This window comes from Pseudomonas sp. JE3303, from assembly GCF_056312565.1.
On the sequence record NZ_JBWGIF010000010.1, the window covers coordinates 47,799 to 65,916 of the forward strand.

Consider the following 18,118-nt stretch of genomic DNA (forward strand, 5'->3'; position numbering starts at 1 on the left):
CGGTCAACCCCAGGACAGCAAGGGCATAGGTGAACGAATGGAAGCAGTAAGCGGGAAGCGCGCGTCGAGTCGTCAAGTGGTCACACGACGATTGATCCTGATTTTCGCAGGACTGATGGGCCTGGCCCTGGCGGTGGGCGTCGCATCCTTGTACCGCATCGCTGGCACGCTGGATGAGCGCGAGGCCAGGCAGAGCCGCTTCTACGCCGAGTCGGCGCTGCAGGGACTCCAGAAAACCCAGCAGGCGTTTCTGCTCAGCTATGCCTTCTGGCAGGTGGGATACGATCACCTCGAGGGTACGATCAACCGGCACTGGGCCTACGACGAAGACAATGTTGGTCCAACGCTCTACAACAACAGTGGCTATGAAGGTGTATTCGTCATCGATGACGGCGAGACCGGCTACGCGATGGTCGATGGCCAGCTCAGTGACGCACCGATCGAACAGTTCACCGGGTCCAAGGCGCAGATCCTCCAGCAGGCCCGGCTGGCATCGCAGCGCGATCAGGCCACTTCCGGTTTCGTGATGTTCCGAGGCCAGCCGGCGCTGTTTGTCGCCGCGGTCATCCGTCCGCCCGCGATGCCACACCACCTCCCGGCGCCCCGCTCGGTGTTGACCTTTATCCGCCCCCTGACCCCGGCCTTCCTTGAACCGCTGGGCGACAGCGTGGGCCTTCGAGGGTTTGCGGTGAGTGTCGCCGGCGATGTTGCGCCTGACCGGGGCTACCTGGCCCTGGCAGACACCGGCCATGGACTGAGCTGGCAGATCCATCGCCCCGGCAGCGAGCTGGTGTGGGCCGTTGTGCCGCCGCTGGCCGTGGCCCTGGCATTCATTCTGGTAATGATGAGCGTGCTGGGACGCTATGCGGTGCGCAGCAGTGCCCGCATCGACCGCAGCTACCATCAGTTGGCCGAGTCGCGGGATGCGCTGGAGATCAGCGAAGAGCGCTTCAAGGCCGTGGCCGAAAGCGCCTCGGACTGGATCTGGGAAACTGACGAACAACTGCAGATCACCTACCTGTCGGCACGCTTCGCGCAAGTGACCGGGCACCCCGTCGAAGCCTGGATGAACCGCTCCATCAAGGACCTGCTCGAATGCGATACCGGGCGGGTGGCGCACTGGTTGCAGCAATTGGCGGTGTCCGGCGCGGCTGGCAGCCTGCGCTGCCAGTACCACGACAGCCTGGGGCAACTGCGCATTTGCCGAATCTCGGCGCGGGCGATCCTGCGTGGCGGCGAGCACGAAGGGTTTCGCGGTACCAGCACGGACATTACCGACGAAGTCGCGGCCCATGCGCAGATCCAGCACCTGTCCCAGCACGACGCGCTTACCGGCCTGCCCAACCGCAACAAGCTGTTCCGGTTTATCGAGCAGGCCATGCAGACCGGAGAAGATCCTCAGCTGGCGGTGCTGATGCTCGATCTCGACAACTTCAAGCCGATCAACGACACCTTGGGCCATTCAGCCGGCGACGCGGTGCTGATCGAGGTGGCAACACGCCTCAACGGCGTGACGCGTGGCGCCGACCTCGTGGCGCGCCTGGGCGGTGACGAGTTCATCGTGGTGCTTACCCAGCCGGGGTCGCGCGAGTCTCTGGACCGGTTCTGCGAACGGCTCATTCAAAGCCTGCGGGCGCCACTCGTGCTGGAGGACCAGCAGGTGCGCATCAGCGCAAGCCTGGGCCTGGTGCTGTCGCGCGAACATGGCGGCCAACCGGCCGACCTGATCAAGTACGCCGACCTCGCCTTGTACAGCGCCAAAGCGGCAGGAAAGGGCACCTGGCGCTATTTTTCGGCGCAGCACAACGAAGCGTTGCTGGACAAACGCAACCTGGAGCGCGAGCTGCGCGACGGGATCGCCAGGGGGCAACTGGTGCTGCACTTCCAGCCCCGCTTCAAGGTGGACGGAGTCACGGTGGCTTCAGCCGAGGCGCTGGTTCGCTGGCAGCATCCGCAACGCGGCCTGATGCGCCCTGACGAGTTCATCGCGCTGGCCGAGGAGTCCGACCTGATCGTGCTGCTGGGCAACTGGGTGATGCGTGAAGCTTGCACGCGGGCCCGCGACTGGCCGCTGGAGGTGATGGTCTCTGTCAACATGTCGCCGGCCCAGTTCAGCCGCAGCGACGTGGTCAGGGACGTGCGCGAGGCGCTTGTCGAAACCCAGCTGCCGGCCCACCGCCTGGAACTCGAGATCACCGAGAACGTCATGCTCAACGACATCGAAGGCGCGCTGCATACCATGAACGCCCTCAAGGAGCTGGGCGTGCGCCTGAACATGGACGACTTTGGCACCGGTTACTCCTCGCTTGGGTACTTGCGCACCTACCCCTTCGACAGCATCAAGATCGACAAACGCTTCGTGCAGTCGCTGGGCAAGAGCGAGAGCGATCGCAGCGTGGTACAGGCCATCATCAACCTGGGCAATGCCATGGGCATGACCGTTACCGCCGAAGGCGTCGAGACCGAGGACCAGCTCAACCTGCTCAGTGCCGACCAATGCCATGAAGTGCAGGGCTTCCTGCTCAGCAAGCCGATAGACAACGATTCGCTGGTGCGGCTCATGGGCAGGGTAAAGATCGGTGCAGGTGCGCATTCGACCGCGCAGGCGCGGTAACGCTTGCGTACGGTGAAATCATTGTGCTACCTAGCACCAGCTTTTCCGCACAGGCGAAATTTCCTACACCGCCTGAACAACTATTCTCACTGACAAATGTCACTGTTTCCCGAACCGGACGATTTCTGGGTGCCGGTTCGAATACGTTCAGGAGCAAAACGCACATGGCAGCACTGCAGAACAGCACGCTGGAAGCAATCAAAGGCAACCAGGCACAACTGCTCAGCGATTGGATCAGCGGCCAAGAAGCCGCTGGCGCTACCCGCAATCTCAAGGCCGACGAGCTCAAACAGCAGACCGCCGACTTCCTGCGCCTGCTGCTGCAGGCCATCGAGACCAACAGCGGCAGCAATATTTCGGCCCCAGGCTGGGACAATGTCCGGGTGTTCCTTGAAAAACTGTCCACCAGCCGCGCGCTGCTTGGCCACGATTCGCACCAGACCGCCTACTTCATCTTTGCACTCAAGGGCCCGCTGTTCACCCTCCTGCAAAGCCGCTACAGCGACGAGCCGGCACTGCTCACCGACCAGTTGATGCAGGTCTCCGAACTGCTGGACACGCTGGGCATGCACACCGTGCGCACCTTCCAGAAGTCCCGCGAGTCGGTGATCAAGCGCCAGCAGGAAGAGTTGCTGGAGCTGTCGACTCCCGTCGTCAAGCTGTGGGACGGCGTCCTGGCGCTGCCAATGATCGGCACACTGGACTCGCAACGTACCCAGGTCGTGATGGAATCGCTGCTGCAGCGCATTGTCGACACCGGTTCGGAAATCGCCATCATCGACATCACCGGCGTGCCGACCGTGGACACCCTGGTCGCCCAGCACCTGCTCAAGACCGTGACCGCCATCCGCCTGATGGGCGCGGACTGCATCATCAGCGGCGTGCGTCCGCAGATTGCCCAGACCATCGTGCACCTGGGGCTGGACCTGCAGGGCGTGACGACCAAGGCAAACCTTGCAGACGCCCTGAAACTGGCCCTGGCGCGACTTGGCGTGAGCCTGAGCAAGGCGAACTGAGCCTATGGAGCGCATCCCGATTTTGCAGATGGGCGACTTCCTGCTGGTGACCATCCAGGTCGACATGCATGACCAGCTCGCCCTGACCTTGCAGGACGATCTGTCCGAACGCATCAGCCGCACCTCCGCACGCGGCGTACTCATCGATATTTCAGCGCTGGACATGGTCGACTCGTTCATCGGCCGCATGATTGGCACCATCTCTGGCCTGTCCAAGATCATGGACGCCGAGACCGTGCTGGTCGGCATGCAGCCCTCGGTGGCGATTACCCTGGTGGAGCTGGGGATGACCCTGCCCGGTGTGATCACGGCGCTCAACGTGGAGCGGGGCATGAAACTGCTTCAGGACCGGGTACGCGCGCAATGAACCTGCGCAGCAGCGGTACCCAACCGGTCCGCATCGAGCAGGACGTGGTGCTGGCGCGCCAGACGGCGCGCAAGCTGGCCACCGAGTGCGGCATGCGACTGGTCGACCTGACAAAGATGGTGACCGCAGTCAGCGAGCTGGCCCGCAACACCGTGGTCTACGGGGGTGGCGGCGACATGGACTGGGAAATTCTCGACGATCATGGCCGGGTTGGCCTGCGCCTGCTGTTTCGCGACGAAGGTCCCGGCATTGCGGATCTCAAGCTGGCGATGACCGACGGCTGGACGTCGGGCGGTGGCCTGGGCCTTGGCCTGACCGGCGCCAAGCGGCTGGTCGACGAGTTCGAACTGGACACGACCCCAGGCCAGGGCACGCGGATAACGATCACACGATGGACATGAGTATCAGCGGGACCCTGACCCAGGTGCTCGACATTGACGACCTCAGTCAGGTTGGCCACGCACGGCGCACCGCGCAGCGCCTGGCCGAGCAGCATGGTTTCGACGAGCGCGATGCCGGTCGGGTGGCCCTGGTGGCGACGGAGCTTTCAAGCAACCTGCTCAAGCACGCCGGGCGCGGGGAGATGCACCTGCGGGTACTGCCGCGCCCGCATGGCGGCTTTGGCGTCGAGATGCTGGCCGTTGACCGGGGGCAGGGCTTCGATCTGCAGGCATGCCTGACGGATGGCTACTCCACCGGCGGCACCCAGGGCATCGGCCTGGGCGCGATATCCCGCCAGGCCGAGGTGTTCGATGTGTATGCCGATGCCCGCGGCGCGGTGTTGCTCGCGCGCTTTTTCCCCCGCAGCGATCGCGAGCCCGACATGCGTTTTGGCGTCAGCCAGCATTCACTCCACGACGATCCGGCCTGCGGTGACGTCTGGCACCTGGCCATCGACAACAGGGGCTTCAGCGCCCTGGTGATCGATGGCCTTGGCCATGGCGAAGAAGCCGAACGTGCCGCGCGAGCAGGGGAGGTGGCGTTCGCCCAGGCACCGTTTGCCGACTCGCTCACGGCGCTGGCCGACATGCACCACGCCATGACCGGCACCCGTGGCGGCGCGCTGGCGCTTGCCCAGTACGGCGCTGCCAGCGGCGCCTTGGGCTTCACCGGGATCGGCAATATTTCCGGCACCTTGCTCAACGCCGAAAAGTCCCGCGGCCTGGCCTCGCAGCCGGGTATCGTCGGTGGCCAGTACCGGAAAGCCCAGCGCTTTGACTATGCTCACGTAGACGGACACCTGTTGATCATGCACAGCGACGGCCTGCAATCGCGTTGGAACCTCTCGCAGTACCCCGGCCTGGTCCACCGCCACCCTTCAGTGATCGCCAGCGTTCTGCACCGGGACTTCTCCCGCGGCCGCGACGATGTGACGGTGCTGGTCATTGCCCTGGAGCCTGCCCATGGCTGAGCCCGAACCTACCCTGCAGCACGCTGCCCTGGCCGCCCGCCTGGAGGCGGAAAACGCCGCTTTGCGCGACGAGCTCGAGGAAACCAACCAGGGCGTGCTCGCGCTCTATGCCGAGCTCGACATCCAGGCTGAACAATTGCGCCAGGCCTCGGACCTCAAGAGCCGGTTCCTGTCGTACATGAGTCACGAGTTCCGTACCCCGCTGGGCTCGATCCTGAGCATCACCAGCCTGCTTTCAGACGAGCTGGACGGGCCCTTGAGCCCTGAGCAGCACAAGCAGGTGGCCTTTGTCAGTACCGCGGCGCGCGAGCTCAGCGACATGGTCGACGACCTGCTTGACCTGGCCAAGATCGAGGCCGGGCGCATCACCATTTCGCCGGCCTGGTTCGACATGTTCGACCTGTTTGCCGCGCTGCGCGGCATGTTCCGGCCGATTGTCGATGCCACCGCCGTGGACCTGATCTTCGAAGAACCGGTGGGCCTGCCGCGCCTTTACACCGATGACCAGAAGCTTGCGCAGATCTTGCGCAACTTCATCTCCAATGCCTTGAAGTTCACCACGCGCGGCGAAGTGCGCGTGTCGGCGCGCCTTGAAGGCAGCGATCATGTCCGCTTCGCCGTCAGCGATACTGGCATCGGCATCGCGCCCGAGCTCCACGCGAGCCTGTTCGAGGACTTCACCCAGGTCGACTCGCCATTGCAGAAGCGCCTGCGCGGCACCGGCCTGGGGCTGTCGCTGTGCAAGCGCTTTGCCGGCCTGCTGGGTGGCAAGGTAGGGCTGGAGAGCTCGCCGGGCATGGGCTCAATCTTTTTCGTGATCATTCCGCTGGCCATTGCCCAGGAGCCTGCCGATGAAACGTGACATGCGCTTGCTGATCGTCGATGACAACGTCGCCACCCGCTATGCCCTGCGCCGGCGCCTGGAGCAGCACGGTTACCAGGTCGCGGAGGCGGGCACCGGCCGTGACGGTCTGGCGATGATCGCCGCGCAGGCCCCCGACGCGCTGATCCTGGACGTCAACCTGCCCGACATGAGCGGCTTCGATATTGTCCGCACCTTGCGGGCCGAAGGCCGCACCGCATTGCTGCCGGTGATTCATGTGTCGGCTGCCTCGATCCAGACCGGCGACATCATCACTGGCCTCAACGCTGGCGCCGATGCCTACCTCATCCACCCGGTAGACGCCGACGTGCTGCTCGCGACCTTGCGCACGCTGCTGCGAGTGCGCGACACCGAAAACGCCCTGCGCGAGAGCGAGGCGCGTTTCCGCGAGATTTTTGTCAATGTCTCGGCACCCATCGCCGTGCTCGATGCTGGCTTCAAGGTGCATGAATGCAACCAGGCATTTACCCAGCTGATCCTGGACAACCGCGACCCGGAGCGTCTGCGCGAGTGTTTCGCGGCCGACCAGCAGGGCGTGCTGGATGAGCTGCGGCTGCGCCTGGAGGCGGGCGAGCGCTGGCAGGGCACACTGAACATGTGCGTCGAGGGGCTCACCCGGGAGACCGAGTGGCAGCTTTCGCCTTACCGCACGCCGGGGCTGAGCCTGGTGTTTGTCGAGGACGTCACCGAGCACCGCCACCGCGAGCGCTCGCACCTGGCGCGCCTGGACGATGCCACCACCCAGCTGGCCAAGGAAGTGGCCGAACGGGCGCGTACCGAGGCGCAGCTGCTGCAGGTGCAGAAGATGGACGCCCTGGGCAGCCTGACCGGTGGTATTGCCCACGACTTCAACAACCTGCTCACAGGCATCATCACCAGCCTCGAGCTGACCCAGAAGCGCATTGCCGACGGACGATATGAAAAGGTCCAGGGCTATACGGAGGCTGCCCTCAGCTCAGCCATGAGCGCTGCTTCGCTGACCCACCGCCTGCTGGCGTTCGCCCGCCAGCAGCCCCTCGATACCCGCCCGGTGGACATCAACGAACATGTGCGTTCGCTGGAGGAACTGCTCTCGCGCACCATCGGGGAGCGCATCGCGCTCAAGCTCGAACTCACCAACAAGCCCGCGATTGCCCTGGTCGACCCGATCCAGCTGGAGAGCGCAGTGCTCAACCTGGTGATCAATGCCCGCGACGCGCTGCCACTGGGCGGCAATATCTGGGTCAACACCTACTCGGCATGGACCAAGGGAAACCCGAACCTGGCCGACGGACCCTACGTGGTGCTGACGGTGCGAGACGACGGTACCGGAATCGATCACACCCTGCTCGACAAGGTATTCGACCCATTCTTCACCACCAAGCCGCTGGGGCAGGGCACTGGTCTCGGCCTGTCGACCATCTACGGTTTTGCCCGCCAGTCCGGCGGCTACGCCAGTATCCGCAGCGTGGCCGGGCGCGGCACCGAAGTCACCCTGATGCTGCCAGCCAGCAGCGATCCGGCCATGGTCGAGACCGCGCGCGAACTGGAACACCACCAAGGGGCTGGCGAGCACCTGCTGATCGTCGAGGACATGGCCTCGGTGCGCATGTTCGTCAATGAAGTGCTGGTAGATGCCGGGTTCCGCTGCACTGCCGTGGAAGACATCGACGACGCGCTTGACTGCTTGCGCAACGACCCTACCATCGACCTGCTGCTCACCGACGTCGGCCTGCCACGCATGAACGGCCGCGAACTCGCCGATCATGCCCGCCAGCATCGCCCGAAGCTGCCGGTCCTGTTCATGACCGGCTACGCCGAAACGGCAACCAACCGGCAGCTGTTCCTTGATGAAGGCATGGACATGCTGGTCAAGCCGTTCCAGATCAGCGAGTTGCTGGAGAAGGTGCGGCGCAGCCTGGCTGAGAATTGAGCCATGCAGTGCCGCTTGCGCCGGCCCGGCCGCGCAATCAGTGGGCGGGCCGGGATTGATCCGAAGCCCTAGCGGCTGCTCGACAACCCGTCGAGCACCACTTCGCACGCCGCATTCCAGCTCGCGCCGACTGGCTGGTGGTTGAGCACCTCCAGGCCATCGGCCGTGAACGTGCCGGGGGTTGCGATGGCCTCGCCCAAGGCTTTCAGGCTCTGGCCAGGTTGATGCTGGGCACTGGCGACGCAGTCCTGCAGGTTGCCCAGCACCAGCGCGCGGGCCTGCTCGGCCGGCAGGCCTTTGTCGGCCAGCCATTGCTGCAGGTCATGCAGCAGGAAGTAGAACCAGCCATTCATGCAGGCCGCGACGGTAGCGAGCTCGAAGGCGCTTTCGTCCTCCAGCACGACCAGCGTGCCCAGCGGGCCGAGGCGTTCTTCGCAGGCTGCGTCGGGAGGGCAGACCACCACGGTGGACTGGTTGTACTGCGCGGCGTAGGAGAGCATCGCGCGAATGCACCGGGCCTCTGGAAAAGCCCTCGCCAGACGCTCCAGGCCAACTCCCGCGGCAAGTGAAACCAGGCGCTGGCCTGGCATGAAGCTGACCTGCGCGGCTACCTGCTCCAGCACCTCTGGACGCACGCCGAGCACTACCAGTTCGGCCTGCTCGACCACGGCCTGGTTGTCGTCCATCACCTGGCACCTGCAGTCCTCGGCCAGGGCGCTGGCGCGTTGCGCATTGCGCGGTGACAGCAGGATCTGGCCTTCAAACCCACTGCGGCGCAGGCCGCGTACCACTTTTTCGGTCAGCTCACCGACGCCGAGAATGCCCACAATATTCATGGATGTGTCCTTGGTTTTCAGTTGGAGTGAACTGTGACATTGGGCGGGGCGTTGCTCCTATAACGTGCGGGACAAGTCATGGAAGATCGCTGCCGAGGGCGCTCCGTTACCCTGTATCGCCTGACAGACTCAGCCTATCAACACCTAATAGCGGCTCTATTAGAACCCGCCACTGGCTGAACTATCCTTACCGTTCGCAGGCCCACGCCGGCGCAGACTGGCGCTCGTGAAACCGACCTAAAGGTACCAGCAGATGTCGACCGAATCGAAATGCCCATTTCATCAAGGCGCAGGCGGCGGGACCACCAATCGTGACTGGTGGCCCAACCAGCTGAACCTCAAGATTCTCCACCAGCACTCATCCCTGTCTGATCCGATGGACCCGGATTTCGACTACGCCAAGGCATTCAAGAGCCTGGACTTCCAGGCACTCAAGGCAGACCTGCGCGCCTTGATGACCGACTCCCAGGACTGGTGGCCAGCGGACTTCGGCCACTACGGTCCGCTGTTCATCCGCATGGCCTGGCACAGCGCGGGCACGTACCGCACCGCTGACGGGCGCGGCGGGGCGGGGACCGGCCAGCAGCGTTTCGCGCCGCTCAACAGCTGGCCCGACAACGTCAGCCTGGACAAGGCACGCCGGCTGCTCTGGCCGATCAAGCAGAAGTATGGACAGAACATCTCCTGGGCCGACCTGATCGTGCTCACCGGCAACGTGGCCCTGGAATCCATGGGTTTCAAGACCTTCGGCTTCTCTGGTGGGCGCCCGGACGTGTGGGCACCCGACGAGGACGTGTACTGGGGTTCGGAAAAAACCTGGCTGGGCGGCGATGTGCGGTACGCAGGTACTGGCGATGGCCCGCTGGTGGCCGAGCCTCAATTGCATGGCACCGAGGAAAGCCGCAACGAAGCCCCGGGCCGCGACCTTGAAAGCCCCCTGGCGGCAGTGCAGATGGGCCTGATCTACGTCAATCCGGAAGGCCCCGAAGGCAATCCCGATCCGGTCGCGTCCGCCAAGGACATTCGTGAAACCTTCGGCCGCATGGCCATGAACGATGAAGAAACCGTGGCGCTGATCGCCGGCGGGCACGCCTTCGGCAAGACCCACGGGGCAGGGCCCGCCACCGCCGTCGGCGCCGAGCCCGAGGCTGCGGGCATTGAGCAGCAGGGCCTGGGGTGGCGCAGCAGCCATGGCAGCGGCAAGGGGCCGGACACCATCACCAGCGGTCTTGAAGTGACCTGGACCTCGACCCCGACCCAGTGGAGCAACGAGTACCTGGAAAATATCTTCAAGTTCGACTGGGAACTGACCAAGAGCCCGGCCGGTGCCAACCAATGGAAGCCGAAGAACGGCGAGGGCGCCGGACAGATCCCCGACGCTTTCGACTCGAGCAAACGCCACGCCCCGTCGATGCTCACCTCGGACCTGGCACTGCGCTTCGACCCCATCTACGAGCCGATTGCCCGGCGCTTCAAGGACAATCCAGAGCAACTGGCCGATGCATTTGCCCGCGCCTGGTACAAGCTGATCCACCGTGACATGGGCCCATTGTCGCGCTATCTGGGTCCGGAGCTGCCGCAGGAAGAACTGCTGTGGCAGGACCCGCTGCCTGATGTCGATCACCCGCTGGTCGATGAAAGCGACATCAGCGGGCTCAAGGCCAAGCTGCTGGAGTCGGGCCTGAGCGTGCCGGAACTGGTCTCGACCGCATGGGCGGCGGCTTCGAGCTTCCGTGGTTCCGACAAGCGCGGTGGGGCTAACGGTGGACGCCTGCGGCTGTCCCCCCAGCGTTTCTGGCAGGCCAACCAGCCAGAGCAGCTGGACAAGGTCCTAGGCGTTCTGGAGCGTATTCAAGGTGAGTTCAACGGTGCGCAGGGGGGTGGCAAGAAGATATCCATCGCCGACCTGATCGTGCTCGCGGGCAGTGCCGCGGTGGAGCAAGCCGCCAGGAATGCCGGTCACAGCATCAGTGTCCCGTTCACCCCCGGGCGTACCGATGCCACCCAGGAGCAGACCGACGTCGAGTCGTTCGGATTCCTTGAGCCGGCCGCCGATGGCTTCCGCAATTACAGCAAGGGCAAATACCGTTACTCCGCCGAGTCGCTGTTGATCGACAAAGCCCAGCTGCTGACCCTCAGCGCGCCAGAGATGACCGCGCTCGTGGGTGGCTTGCGGGTGCTCGGCGCCAATGCCCGTGGCAGCCAGCACGGGGTGTTCACCGACCGGCCGGGTACCTTGAGCAACGATTTCTTCACTCACCTGCTCGACATGGGTGTGGAATGGAAACCGACCGAGGAAGACCCGGACGTCTACCAGGCAAGCGGCCGCAGTGGCGGGCAGCCGAAGTGGACGGCCACCCGTGTCGACCTGGTATTCGGTTCCAATGCCCAGTTGCGCGCCTTGGCAGAGGTGTATGCCAGCCGTGATGGCAAGGACAAGTTCGTGAAGGACTTTGTCGCGGCCTGGGTGAAAGTGATGGAGCTGGACAGGTTCGACCTGAGATAGATCCTTGCAAACGGGGCGAAACGGCTTGTGGAGTGGGTAGGGGAAATGTTTCAACATGAGTATCACCCGACAGTCGGCCGCCAGACAGCTATTCTGGCAAGCAACCGACATCCGAGGTCATCCACGTTGAAACCAGCCCCTACGCTCGCCACTCTCGAAGGATTCAGCCTCTCGCCCCAGGCTATCCAGGTCATTCCCAGCGCCGCGGCCTACCGCGCCTGCCTGCTCGATCGCATCGAGGCGGCGCAGCGGCGGATCGTGATCGTCGCCTTGTACCTGCAGGAAGACGAGGCAGGGCAGGAGATTCTCGATGCGTTGTACCGCGCGAAGGCGGCGCGTCCGACGCTGGATATCGTGGTGGTGGTCGACTGGTTCAGGGCGCAGCGCGGCCTGATGGGGCAGGCCAAGCAGCCAGGCAATGCTGCCTGGTACAACGCCGAGCGCCAACGCCATGCGCTGGAGGTGCCGATTCACGGCGTGCCAGTGCAGTCGCGCGAGCTGTTCGGGGTGCTGCACCTGAAAGGCAGCATCATCGATGACAGCGTGATCTACACCGGTGCCAGCCTGAACAACGTCTACCTGCACCGTTTCGACAAGTACCGGCTAGACCGCTACCACCTTCTCGATAGCAAGCCGCTGGCCGACTCCATGGCCAACCTCGTGTACAACATGCTGGACTCGCAGGCCACCCACCGCCTGGACCTGCCGAACCTGCCTGCCACCCGCGTCCTGCGCGATGACATCCGGCGGCTGCGCGCCCGCCTGCGCGACACGCAATACGACACGGCTGTTACCGAGCCTACGGCTGGCCTGAAGGTCACCCCGGTGCTGGGCGTGGGCCGGCACAACCCGCTCAACCGGGTGATCTGCGAGCTGATCGCCGCCAGCCAGACGCGCATCACGCTGTGCACGCCTTACTTCAACCCGCCCAAGGTGTTGCTGCACGAGATCGAGCGTGCGCTGCAACGCGGTGTCACCGTCGACATCATTGTCGGTGACAAGACCGCCAACGACTTCTACGTCGCACCCGACCAGAAGTTCTCGGCCAGCGCCGTGCTGCCCTATCTGTACGAAAACAACCTGCGTGCTTTTGCCCGGCGTCATCAGGTCGCGATCATCCGCCGCCGCCTCAACCTGCTGCTCTGGAACGATCCGGGGCACAGTTTCCACTCCAAAGGCATCTGGATCGATCAGCGCTACACCCTGCTGACCGGCAACAACCTCAACCCCCGGGGCTTCAGCCTGGACCTTGAGAACGCATTGCTGATCGACGACCCGCAGGGGGAATGGCAGGCCTCGCGTGACGCCGAGCTGAACGCGCTCAAGGCCGGCGTTCAGCGCATTTCACTGTTCACCGAGCTCGAGGCTGCCCGCAGCTACCCCAAACTGGTGCGTCGATTCCTGCGCAGGCTGCGCTACACCCGCCTGGAGCGCCTGCTCAAGCGCATGCTCTAGCCGCCAGCGCCAGGGGCTTGCCGCGCAATCGTGCATTTTGCTAGGCTTGCCGCTCGGCGTGTGCTGCGTGCGCCCGGGGATCATCCCCGTATACGGAGAACGTTCATTCGTTTTCCGTGAGGCTTCCCATGGCTGCTGCAGCGTCCCTGCGTCAATTCCTATGCCCGGTCCTGTTCCTTGCGAACAGCGTCCTCGCTACGACCTCCCTGAATTTCTTGCCCGGATGGGCCCGAGCCGATCGGCTCAGGCGTCTTGTCGTCCGCATGTCTGCTATCCAAGACCTGTACGCCCCGGGCAACCCTTTGCACGAGGCGAAACATTCATGACCGCTCCACAACCCCCACTGTCCTTGACCTTGCAGCGGTTTCTCGCCAGTGAGACCGCTGGCGGGATCCTGCTGATGATCGCTGCCGCCCTGGCGCTGATCATCGCCAACAGTCCCCTGGCAGAGGCGTACCACCATCTGATCCATGCCTCCACTGGCGTGACCCTCAGCGAAAAGCTCGGCCCCATGAGCGTGCACCTGTGGATCAACGACGGCCTGATGGCCGTGTTCTTCCTGCTGGTGGGCCTGGAGATCCGCCGCGAGCTGGTAGATGGGCGCCTCGCGTCCTGGCAGCAACGCCGCCTGCCTGCCGTGCCAGCGCTGATGGGCATGGCCTTCCCGGCGCTGATCTACCTGTACCTGGCCGGTGGCGACGCCGAGCTTGCCAATGGCTGGGCAATCCCGGCGGCAACCGATATCGCCTTTGCAATCGCCGCCCTGGCGCTAATGGGAAAGCACGCGCCGTTGTCGCTCAAGCTGATGCTGGTGGCAGTGGCGATCCTGGATGACATGGGCGCGGTGGCGATCATCGCGGTGTTCTATACCGCCTCGCTCAACCTGGTCGCGCTGGCCGCTGCCGGGGCGGTGATAGTGGCCATGCTGCTATTGCGCCGGGCGCGGGTCTTCACCCTGTGGCCGTACATCATCGGCGTGGCACTGTTGTGGTACTTCACCTTGCTGTCGGGTGTGCATGCCACCGTGGCCGGTGTGGTCGGGGCATTTCTGCTGCCGTACTGGGCAGAAGAGGAGGGTCGCGAGCTCTCGCCGCTGCACCGGCTCGAGCATGCCATCTCGCCTTGGGTCGGGCTCATCATCGTGCCGGTGTTCGGCTTCGCCAATGCCGGCGTGTCGTTCGGCGGGCTGAGCTGGAGTGATGTCTTCGCGCCGTTGCCCCTGGGCATCGCCGTGGGCCTGTTCCTGGGCAAGCAGCTGGGTGTGTTCTGCGGTGTGCTGCTGGCGGTCAAGTCCGGCCTTGCGGCCAAGCCACAGGGCGCGACCTGGGTGCAGATCTATGCGGTCTCCATCCTGTGCGGCATCGGTTTCACCATGAGCCTGTTCATCAGCGGACTGGCATTTCCGGCGCACCCGGAGCTCGTCGACGAGGCCAAGATCGGCATCCTGCTCGGCTCGCTGGTGTCGGCGGTGGTGGGTTGTCTGCTGATGCGCGTGGCGCCGAAGGCCCGCGAGGCCGACGACGTGTCACCCGGCGCGAGCGACTCCGTGCGCGGTTGATCTCAAGTCTTCCAAACTGCATGGCAGCGGCAGGTTGATCGTGCAAACTGCACGATCAACCCGCGCCGGAAGAACGCTCAAGTCATTGATATTCCAGAATATTAAGTTTTGAGCCGAGCTGGCACCGAAGGTGCAGCTACCTGATGGAATAAGGTCCGAACCATCAGGAGTCAACCATGAATGCCATCGAACTGCTCGTAGCCGACCATGAACGCGTGAAGGGTATCCTTGCCCAGCTCAGTGAATCCACCGAACGTGGGGTGAAGAAACGCACTGATCTGCTGGCCAAGCTGGAGATGGAGCTGACGCTGCATACCAAGCTGGAGGAGGAGATTCTCTATCCCGCGTTCAAGGAAGCCGGCGGCAAGGACCAGGCCATCATGTACCACGAGGCCAAGGAGGAGCACCGCACCGTCGACAGCCTGGTGCTGCCCGACCTCAAGAATACGGATCCAGCGACCGTGGAGTTCACTGGGCGGGTCAAGGTGGTGAAGGAACTGCTCGAACATCACATCGAGGAAGAGGAAGGTGAGATGTTCCCTCAGGCCCGCAAGTTGATGAAGAAGGAAGAGCTTGAGGCACTGGGTGAACAAATGGAGATGTTCAAGGCGACCTTCATGAAATCCCTTGCCAGCCAGTGATCACCAAGCTGGCCATTCGTGGCGCAAGGATGCGCACGGCGGCTGAACCCTTGGTGGGTGGGACCGTCAGATGTCAGGTGGACTCACCAGGGGCGCCTCAACGGATGAAAGAACTGAAAAAACGAGCCACGGTGCTCTGCTATCAAGGCAAGAAGCTGCTCTGCGTGCGCAAGCACAAAGCGGACTGGACCTTGCCTGGCGGCACCATAGAGGCGGGTGAAAAGCCCATGGAGGCGGCGTTCCGCGAGCTGCGTGAGGAAACCGGCATCAAGGCCCGCAGCATCCGTTTCGTCAAGCGCTACCGCTCGGCCCGCCGCGAACACTACATCTATCGTGTCACGCTCGGCGGTCGTGTTCGTGCCCGGCCGCGCAATGAAATTGCACAGTGCCGCTGGTATGGACGTGATGACATGAACCGCGTGAAAAGCGAAATCAGCAAGTTGCTCGCCTCACTCTGAACACACCCGATACGCTGGTCGGGCAAGCCCTGCAAAGTCGTTGTAACTATACATTCTAGAATGTATAGTTTGCTTCGTCCCAGCGAGGTGCACGGCCATGCAGAACACGCAGCTCACGCCACTAACGCAATGTCGACGCTGGATCGTGCTCGCCACGGTCGGGGCGGCGTTGCTGCTCATCACCCTTGATCACTCTGTGCTCTATACGGCATTGCCTACGTTGCTGCGCGAGCTTGATGCCAGCACTGCCCAAGGACTGTGGATCATCAATGCCTATCCGCTGGTCATGGCCGGGCTGCTGCTCGGCGCAGGCACCTTGGGCGATCGCATCGGGCACCGGCAGATGTTTCTCAGCGGGCTGCTGGTGTTCGGGCTGGCTTCGCTCTGCGCGGCCTTCGCGCCCACAGCGCCGTTTCTGATTGCCGCGCGAGCGTTTCTTGCCGTTGGCGCGGCTGCCATGATGCCCGCGACGCTGGCGCTGATCCGCATCACCTTCGAGGACGACCGCGAGCGCAATGTAGCCATTGCGGTCTGGGGCTCCCTGGCGGTCGTCGGCAGTGCCCTCGGCCCGATCCTCGGCGGTCTCTTGCTGGAGCGTTTCTGGTGGGGCTCGGTGTTTCTGATCAATGTGCCTGTGGTCGTGGTGGCCTTTGCCGTAGGCGTGGCCGTGACTCCGCACAGCGCAACGGACGCGTCGCGCCCTTGGGACCTGACTTCGTCGCTGCACGCTCTGGTAGGGCTCTCTGGACTGGTCTACGCCATCAAGGAAGCCGTCAATGCCCAGCCATCCTGGCTGATGGCCGCACTGGCAGGGGGACTGGCGATCGTCGCTGGTGGCTGCTTTTCCCGGCGCCAGCGCCGCTTGACGTATCCGTTGCTGGACGTTGCCATTTTCCGCAATCCCGCCTTTCTAGCGGGTGTGCTCGCTGCCGTATTCACGTTGTTCGCCATGAGCGGCGTGCAGCTGATCACCACCCAGCGCTTCCAGCTGGTCGCAGGCTTCAGCCCCTTGCAGGCGGGCCTGCTGGTGTCGGCGTCGGCGCTCGCATGCCTGCCCAGTGCCCTGCTCGGGGGTGCGCTGCTGCACCGTGTCGGGCTGTTGCCGCTGATTGGTGGAGGCTTGCTGGTCGCCACGGTGGGAGTGCTGGTCGCGAGCCAGGGACTCGAGCTCGGCTTGTCCTGGGTCGTCGCCGGCCTGGCGCTGCTGGGCCTCGGACTAGGGGCAGTCATGTCGGTAGCCTCCAGTGCCATTGTCGGTAATGCACCTGCCAATCGCGCAGGCATGGCCTCGTCGGTGGAGGAGGTGGCCTACGAGTTCGGCAGCCTGTTCGCCGTCGCGCTGCTGGGAAGCCTCCTCGGGGCGCTGTATTCAGCCAACGTGCAACTGCCAGCAGGCACGGTGGACGCAGCCCGCGTGGGGATCGCCGAGGCGATGCACCTTGCCCGCGCTGATGGCGTTGACGGGGCAGCCTTGGCCAAGGCCGCCTCGCAGGCCTTCGACCATAGCTACCGGATGGTGATGTACGTCATAGCCGGGGTACTGGCCATCGGTACGCTGGTGACATCGCTGCTGCTGCGTCGTCATGGTCCGGGCTCGCATGCCTACACGGCCGCCACCCATTGACCGCCAAGGAGCCTGACCATGCGCGTGAGTAACCGCGACAAGATCCTCGAAGCCGCCATCCGAGTCATCGACCGGGACGGCATCACCGCCGTGACGTTCGACTCGGTCGCAGGCGAGGCCGGCGTGACGCGCGGCGGCATGATGTACCACTTCAAGTCGCGCGATGCGCTGATCCAGGCCATCAACCAGTACCTGGCCGATCGATGGGAAGCGAGCCTGGTGGCGAACGCCGGCAAGCGGGCAGAGGCCGCGACACCGACAGAGCGTTACGTCGCTTTCGTGCGTAATTCGGCCCGGCTCGCGACCCGTGCCGAGCTGCTGTTCTGCCTCGAAGGCGCCAAGAATCCCGAATTGACGCCACCTTGGGACCGCCTCCTCGATACGTGGGCGGCTCCCGCGCCGGACGACCTCGATGATCCAGCGGCGCTGACGCGCTTCATAGCCCGCCTTGCCGCGGATGGCTTGTGGATGTACGAAGCCTTGTCGAACAAACCGATGCCCGAGGCTGTGCGCATGCGCGTGGCGGAGACCATCAAGGGATTGTTCGACGCCGACACTGGCGAGGCTCCGTAGTAATTACGCCCTACGTCCCTGGGGATGCCGGCCTAGCTGTGCTTCAGCGCGTCCCCGTAGTGCATGGCATGGTGGCCAGTCTTTTCGCTTTCGACCTCGTACTGGGGCTTTTCCTTGGAGGCATGCCGTTTGCGGCCTTTGAACTCGACTTCCTGGGTGTGGACCTTGGTGATCTTGCCGTGGATGACACCGGCTTCGGAGTTCCAGCTGACGGCGTCGCCCACTTTGAATGGAGTGGTCATGAGGTGCTCCTCGGGATTGTGA

16 protein-coding genes are annotated in these 18,118 nt (G+C 63.9%); 14 read left to right on the forward strand and 2 right to left on the reverse strand.

What is annotated here, in order from left to right; genetic code table 11:
- Window positions 1-37 precede the first annotated feature (37 nt).
- From AC0ZZU_RS15410 to AC0ZZU_RS15440, 7 genes are all read left to right on the forward strand, one after another.
- Window positions 38-2,614, forward strand: coding sequence for a bifunctional diguanylate cyclase/phosphodiesterase (locus AC0ZZU_RS15410; RefSeq protein ID WP_476341845.1), 2,577 nt, complete (start codon window positions 38-40; stop codon window positions 2,612-2,614).
- Between the two features lie 164 nt (window positions 2,615-2,778).
- Window positions 2,779-3,630, forward strand: a complete 852-nt coding sequence (locus AC0ZZU_RS15415; protein WP_476341846.1) for an STAS domain-containing protein — start codon at window positions 2,779-2,781, stop codon at window positions 3,628-3,630.
- 4 nt (window positions 3,631-3,634) lie between these two features.
- Complete coding sequence (locus tag AC0ZZU_RS15420; protein ID WP_476341847.1) at window positions 3,635-3,997, forward strand: STAS domain-containing protein; 363 nt, start codon at window positions 3,635-3,637, stop codon at window positions 3,995-3,997.
- Window positions 3,994-4,398, forward strand: a complete 405-nt coding sequence (locus tag AC0ZZU_RS15425) for an anti-sigma regulatory factor (protein ID WP_476341848.1) — start codon at window positions 3,994-3,996, stop codon at window positions 4,396-4,398. Before AC0ZZU_RS15420 ends, AC0ZZU_RS15425 begins: the two co-directional genes overlap by 4 nt.
- A complete protein-coding gene (locus tag AC0ZZU_RS15430) occupies window positions 4,395-5,408 on the forward strand; it encodes an ATP-binding protein (RefSeq protein ID WP_476342074.1) in 1,014 nt (337 codons plus the stop codon). The genes AC0ZZU_RS15425 and AC0ZZU_RS15430 overlap by 4 nt, the downstream gene beginning before the upstream one ends.
- The gene (locus AC0ZZU_RS15435; protein WP_476341850.1) at window positions 5,401-6,270 is read left to right on the forward strand and encodes a sensor histidine kinase; all 870 of its coding nucleotides are present in this window, start codon (window positions 5,401-5,403) and stop codon (window positions 6,268-6,270) included. Before AC0ZZU_RS15430 ends, AC0ZZU_RS15435 begins: the two co-directional genes overlap by 8 nt.
- The gene (locus AC0ZZU_RS15440) at window positions 6,260-8,203 is read left to right on the forward strand and encodes a response regulator (protein WP_476341851.1); all 1,944 of its coding nucleotides are present in this window, start codon (window positions 6,260-6,262) and stop codon (window positions 8,201-8,203) included. The genes AC0ZZU_RS15435 and AC0ZZU_RS15440 overlap by 11 nt, the downstream gene beginning before the upstream one ends.
- A gap of 68 nt (window positions 8,204-8,271) precedes the next feature.
- Here the strand turns inward: AC0ZZU_RS15440 and AC0ZZU_RS15445 are convergent, their stop codons facing one another.
- Window positions 8,272-9,039 (reverse strand): NAD(P)-binding domain-containing protein, encoded by a 768-nt coding sequence (locus AC0ZZU_RS15445; protein ID WP_476341853.1) that lies wholly within the window; start codon window positions 9,037-9,039, stop codon window positions 8,272-8,274.
- A 253-nt stretch (window positions 9,040-9,292) separates the two neighbouring features.
- Between AC0ZZU_RS15445 and katG the strand changes: the two genes are divergently transcribed.
- The 7 genes from katG (at window position 9,293) to AC0ZZU_RS15480 (ending at window position 17,854) form a co-directional block, all read left to right on the forward strand.
- Window positions 9,293-11,545 carry a catalase/peroxidase HPI gene (gene katG, locus AC0ZZU_RS15450; RefSeq protein WP_476341854.1) on the forward strand — a complete coding sequence of 751 codons (2,253 nt, stop codon included), beginning with the start codon at window positions 9,293-9,295 and terminating at the stop codon, window positions 11,543-11,545.
- Window positions 11,546-11,671: 126 nt separating this feature from the next.
- Window positions 11,672-13,000 carry a CDP-diacylglycerol--serine O-phosphatidyltransferase gene (gene pssA / locus AC0ZZU_RS15455; protein ID WP_476341855.1) on the forward strand — a complete coding sequence of 443 codons (1,329 nt, stop codon included), beginning with the start codon at window positions 11,672-11,674 and terminating at the stop codon, window positions 12,998-13,000.
- Between the two features lie 322 nt (window positions 13,001-13,322).
- On the forward strand, window positions 13,323-14,558 hold the full coding sequence (nhaA, locus tag AC0ZZU_RS15460; RefSeq protein ID WP_476341856.1) for a Na+/H+ antiporter NhaA: 1,236 nt from the start codon (window positions 13,323-13,325) through the stop codon (window positions 14,556-14,558).
- Window positions 14,559-14,734: 176 nt separating this feature from the next.
- Window positions 14,735-15,199 carry a hemerythrin domain-containing protein gene (locus AC0ZZU_RS15465; protein WP_158461741.1) on the forward strand — a complete coding sequence of 155 codons (465 nt, stop codon included), beginning with the start codon at window positions 14,735-14,737 and terminating at the stop codon, window positions 15,197-15,199.
- Window positions 15,200-15,303: 104 nt separating this feature from the next.
- Entirely contained in the window at window positions 15,304-15,657 is a 354-nt protein-coding gene (locus AC0ZZU_RS15470; protein ID WP_476341857.1) for an NUDIX domain-containing protein, read from the forward strand.
- A 97-nt stretch (window positions 15,658-15,754) separates the two neighbouring features.
- A complete protein-coding gene (locus tag AC0ZZU_RS15475) occupies window positions 15,755-17,281 on the forward strand; it encodes an MFS transporter (protein WP_476341858.1) in 1,527 nt (508 codons plus the stop codon).
- An 18-nt stretch (window positions 17,282-17,299) separates the two neighbouring features.
- Window positions 17,300-17,854, forward strand: coding sequence for a TetR/AcrR family transcriptional regulator (locus AC0ZZU_RS15480; RefSeq protein ID WP_476341859.1), 555 nt, complete (start codon window positions 17,300-17,302; stop codon window positions 17,852-17,854).
- A gap of 32 nt (window positions 17,855-17,886) precedes the next feature.
- On the opposite strand, the gene AC0ZZU_RS15485 is transcribed toward AC0ZZU_RS15480, so the two are convergent.
- Complete coding sequence (locus tag AC0ZZU_RS15485) at window positions 17,887-18,096, reverse strand: hypervirulence associated TUDOR domain-containing protein (protein WP_476341860.1); 210 nt, start codon at window positions 18,094-18,096, stop codon at window positions 17,887-17,889.
- Between the last annotated feature and the right edge of the window lie 22 nt (window positions 18,097-18,118).

Bases quoted from the DNA above. Each gene is read 5' to 3' on its own strand.
- AC0ZZU_RS15410 (WP_476341845.1), top strand. From the start codon at position 38: ATGGAAGCAGTAAGCGGGAAGCGCGCGTCGAGTCGTCAAGTGGTCACA.
- AC0ZZU_RS15415 (WP_476341846.1), top strand. From the start codon at position 2,779: ATGGCAGCACTGCAGAACAGCACGCTGGAAGCAATCAAAGGCAACCAG.
- AC0ZZU_RS15420 (WP_476341847.1), top strand. From the start codon at position 3,635: ATGGAGCGCATCCCGATTTTGCAGATGGGCGACTTCCTGCTGGTGACC.
- AC0ZZU_RS15425 (WP_476341848.1), top strand. From the start codon at position 3,994: ATGAACCTGCGCAGCAGCGGTACCCAACCGGTCCGCATCGAGCAGGAC.
- AC0ZZU_RS15430 (WP_476342074.1), top strand. From the start codon at position 4,395: ATGAGTATCAGCGGGACCCTGACCCAGGTGCTCGACATTGACGACCTC.
- AC0ZZU_RS15435 (WP_476341850.1), top strand. From the start codon at position 5,401: ATGGCTGAGCCCGAACCTACCCTGCAGCACGCTGCCCTGGCCGCCCGC.
- AC0ZZU_RS15440 (WP_476341851.1), top strand. From the start codon at position 6,260: ATGAAACGTGACATGCGCTTGCTGATCGTCGATGACAACGTCGCCACC.
- AC0ZZU_RS15445 (WP_476341853.1), bottom strand. From the start codon at position 9,039: ATGAATATTGTGGGCATTCTCGGCGTCGGTGAGCTGACCGAAAAAGTG.
- katG (WP_476341854.1), top strand. From the start codon at position 9,293: ATGTCGACCGAATCGAAATGCCCATTTCATCAAGGCGCAGGCGGCGGG.
- nhaA (WP_476341856.1), top strand. From the start codon at position 13,323: ATGACCGCTCCACAACCCCCACTGTCCTTGACCTTGCAGCGGTTTCTC.
- AC0ZZU_RS15465 (WP_158461741.1), top strand. From the start codon at position 14,735: ATGAATGCCATCGAACTGCTCGTAGCCGACCATGAACGCGTGAAGGGT.
- AC0ZZU_RS15470 (WP_476341857.1), top strand. From the start codon at position 15,304: ATGAAAGAACTGAAAAAACGAGCCACGGTGCTCTGCTATCAAGGCAAG.
- AC0ZZU_RS15475 (WP_476341858.1), top strand. From the start codon at position 15,755: ATGCAGAACACGCAGCTCACGCCACTAACGCAATGTCGACGCTGGATC.
- AC0ZZU_RS15480 (WP_476341859.1), top strand. From the start codon at position 17,300: ATGCGCGTGAGTAACCGCGACAAGATCCTCGAAGCCGCCATCCGAGTC.
- AC0ZZU_RS15485 (WP_476341860.1), bottom strand. From the start codon at position 18,096: ATGACCACTCCATTCAAAGTGGGCGACGCCGTCAGCTGGAACTCCGAA.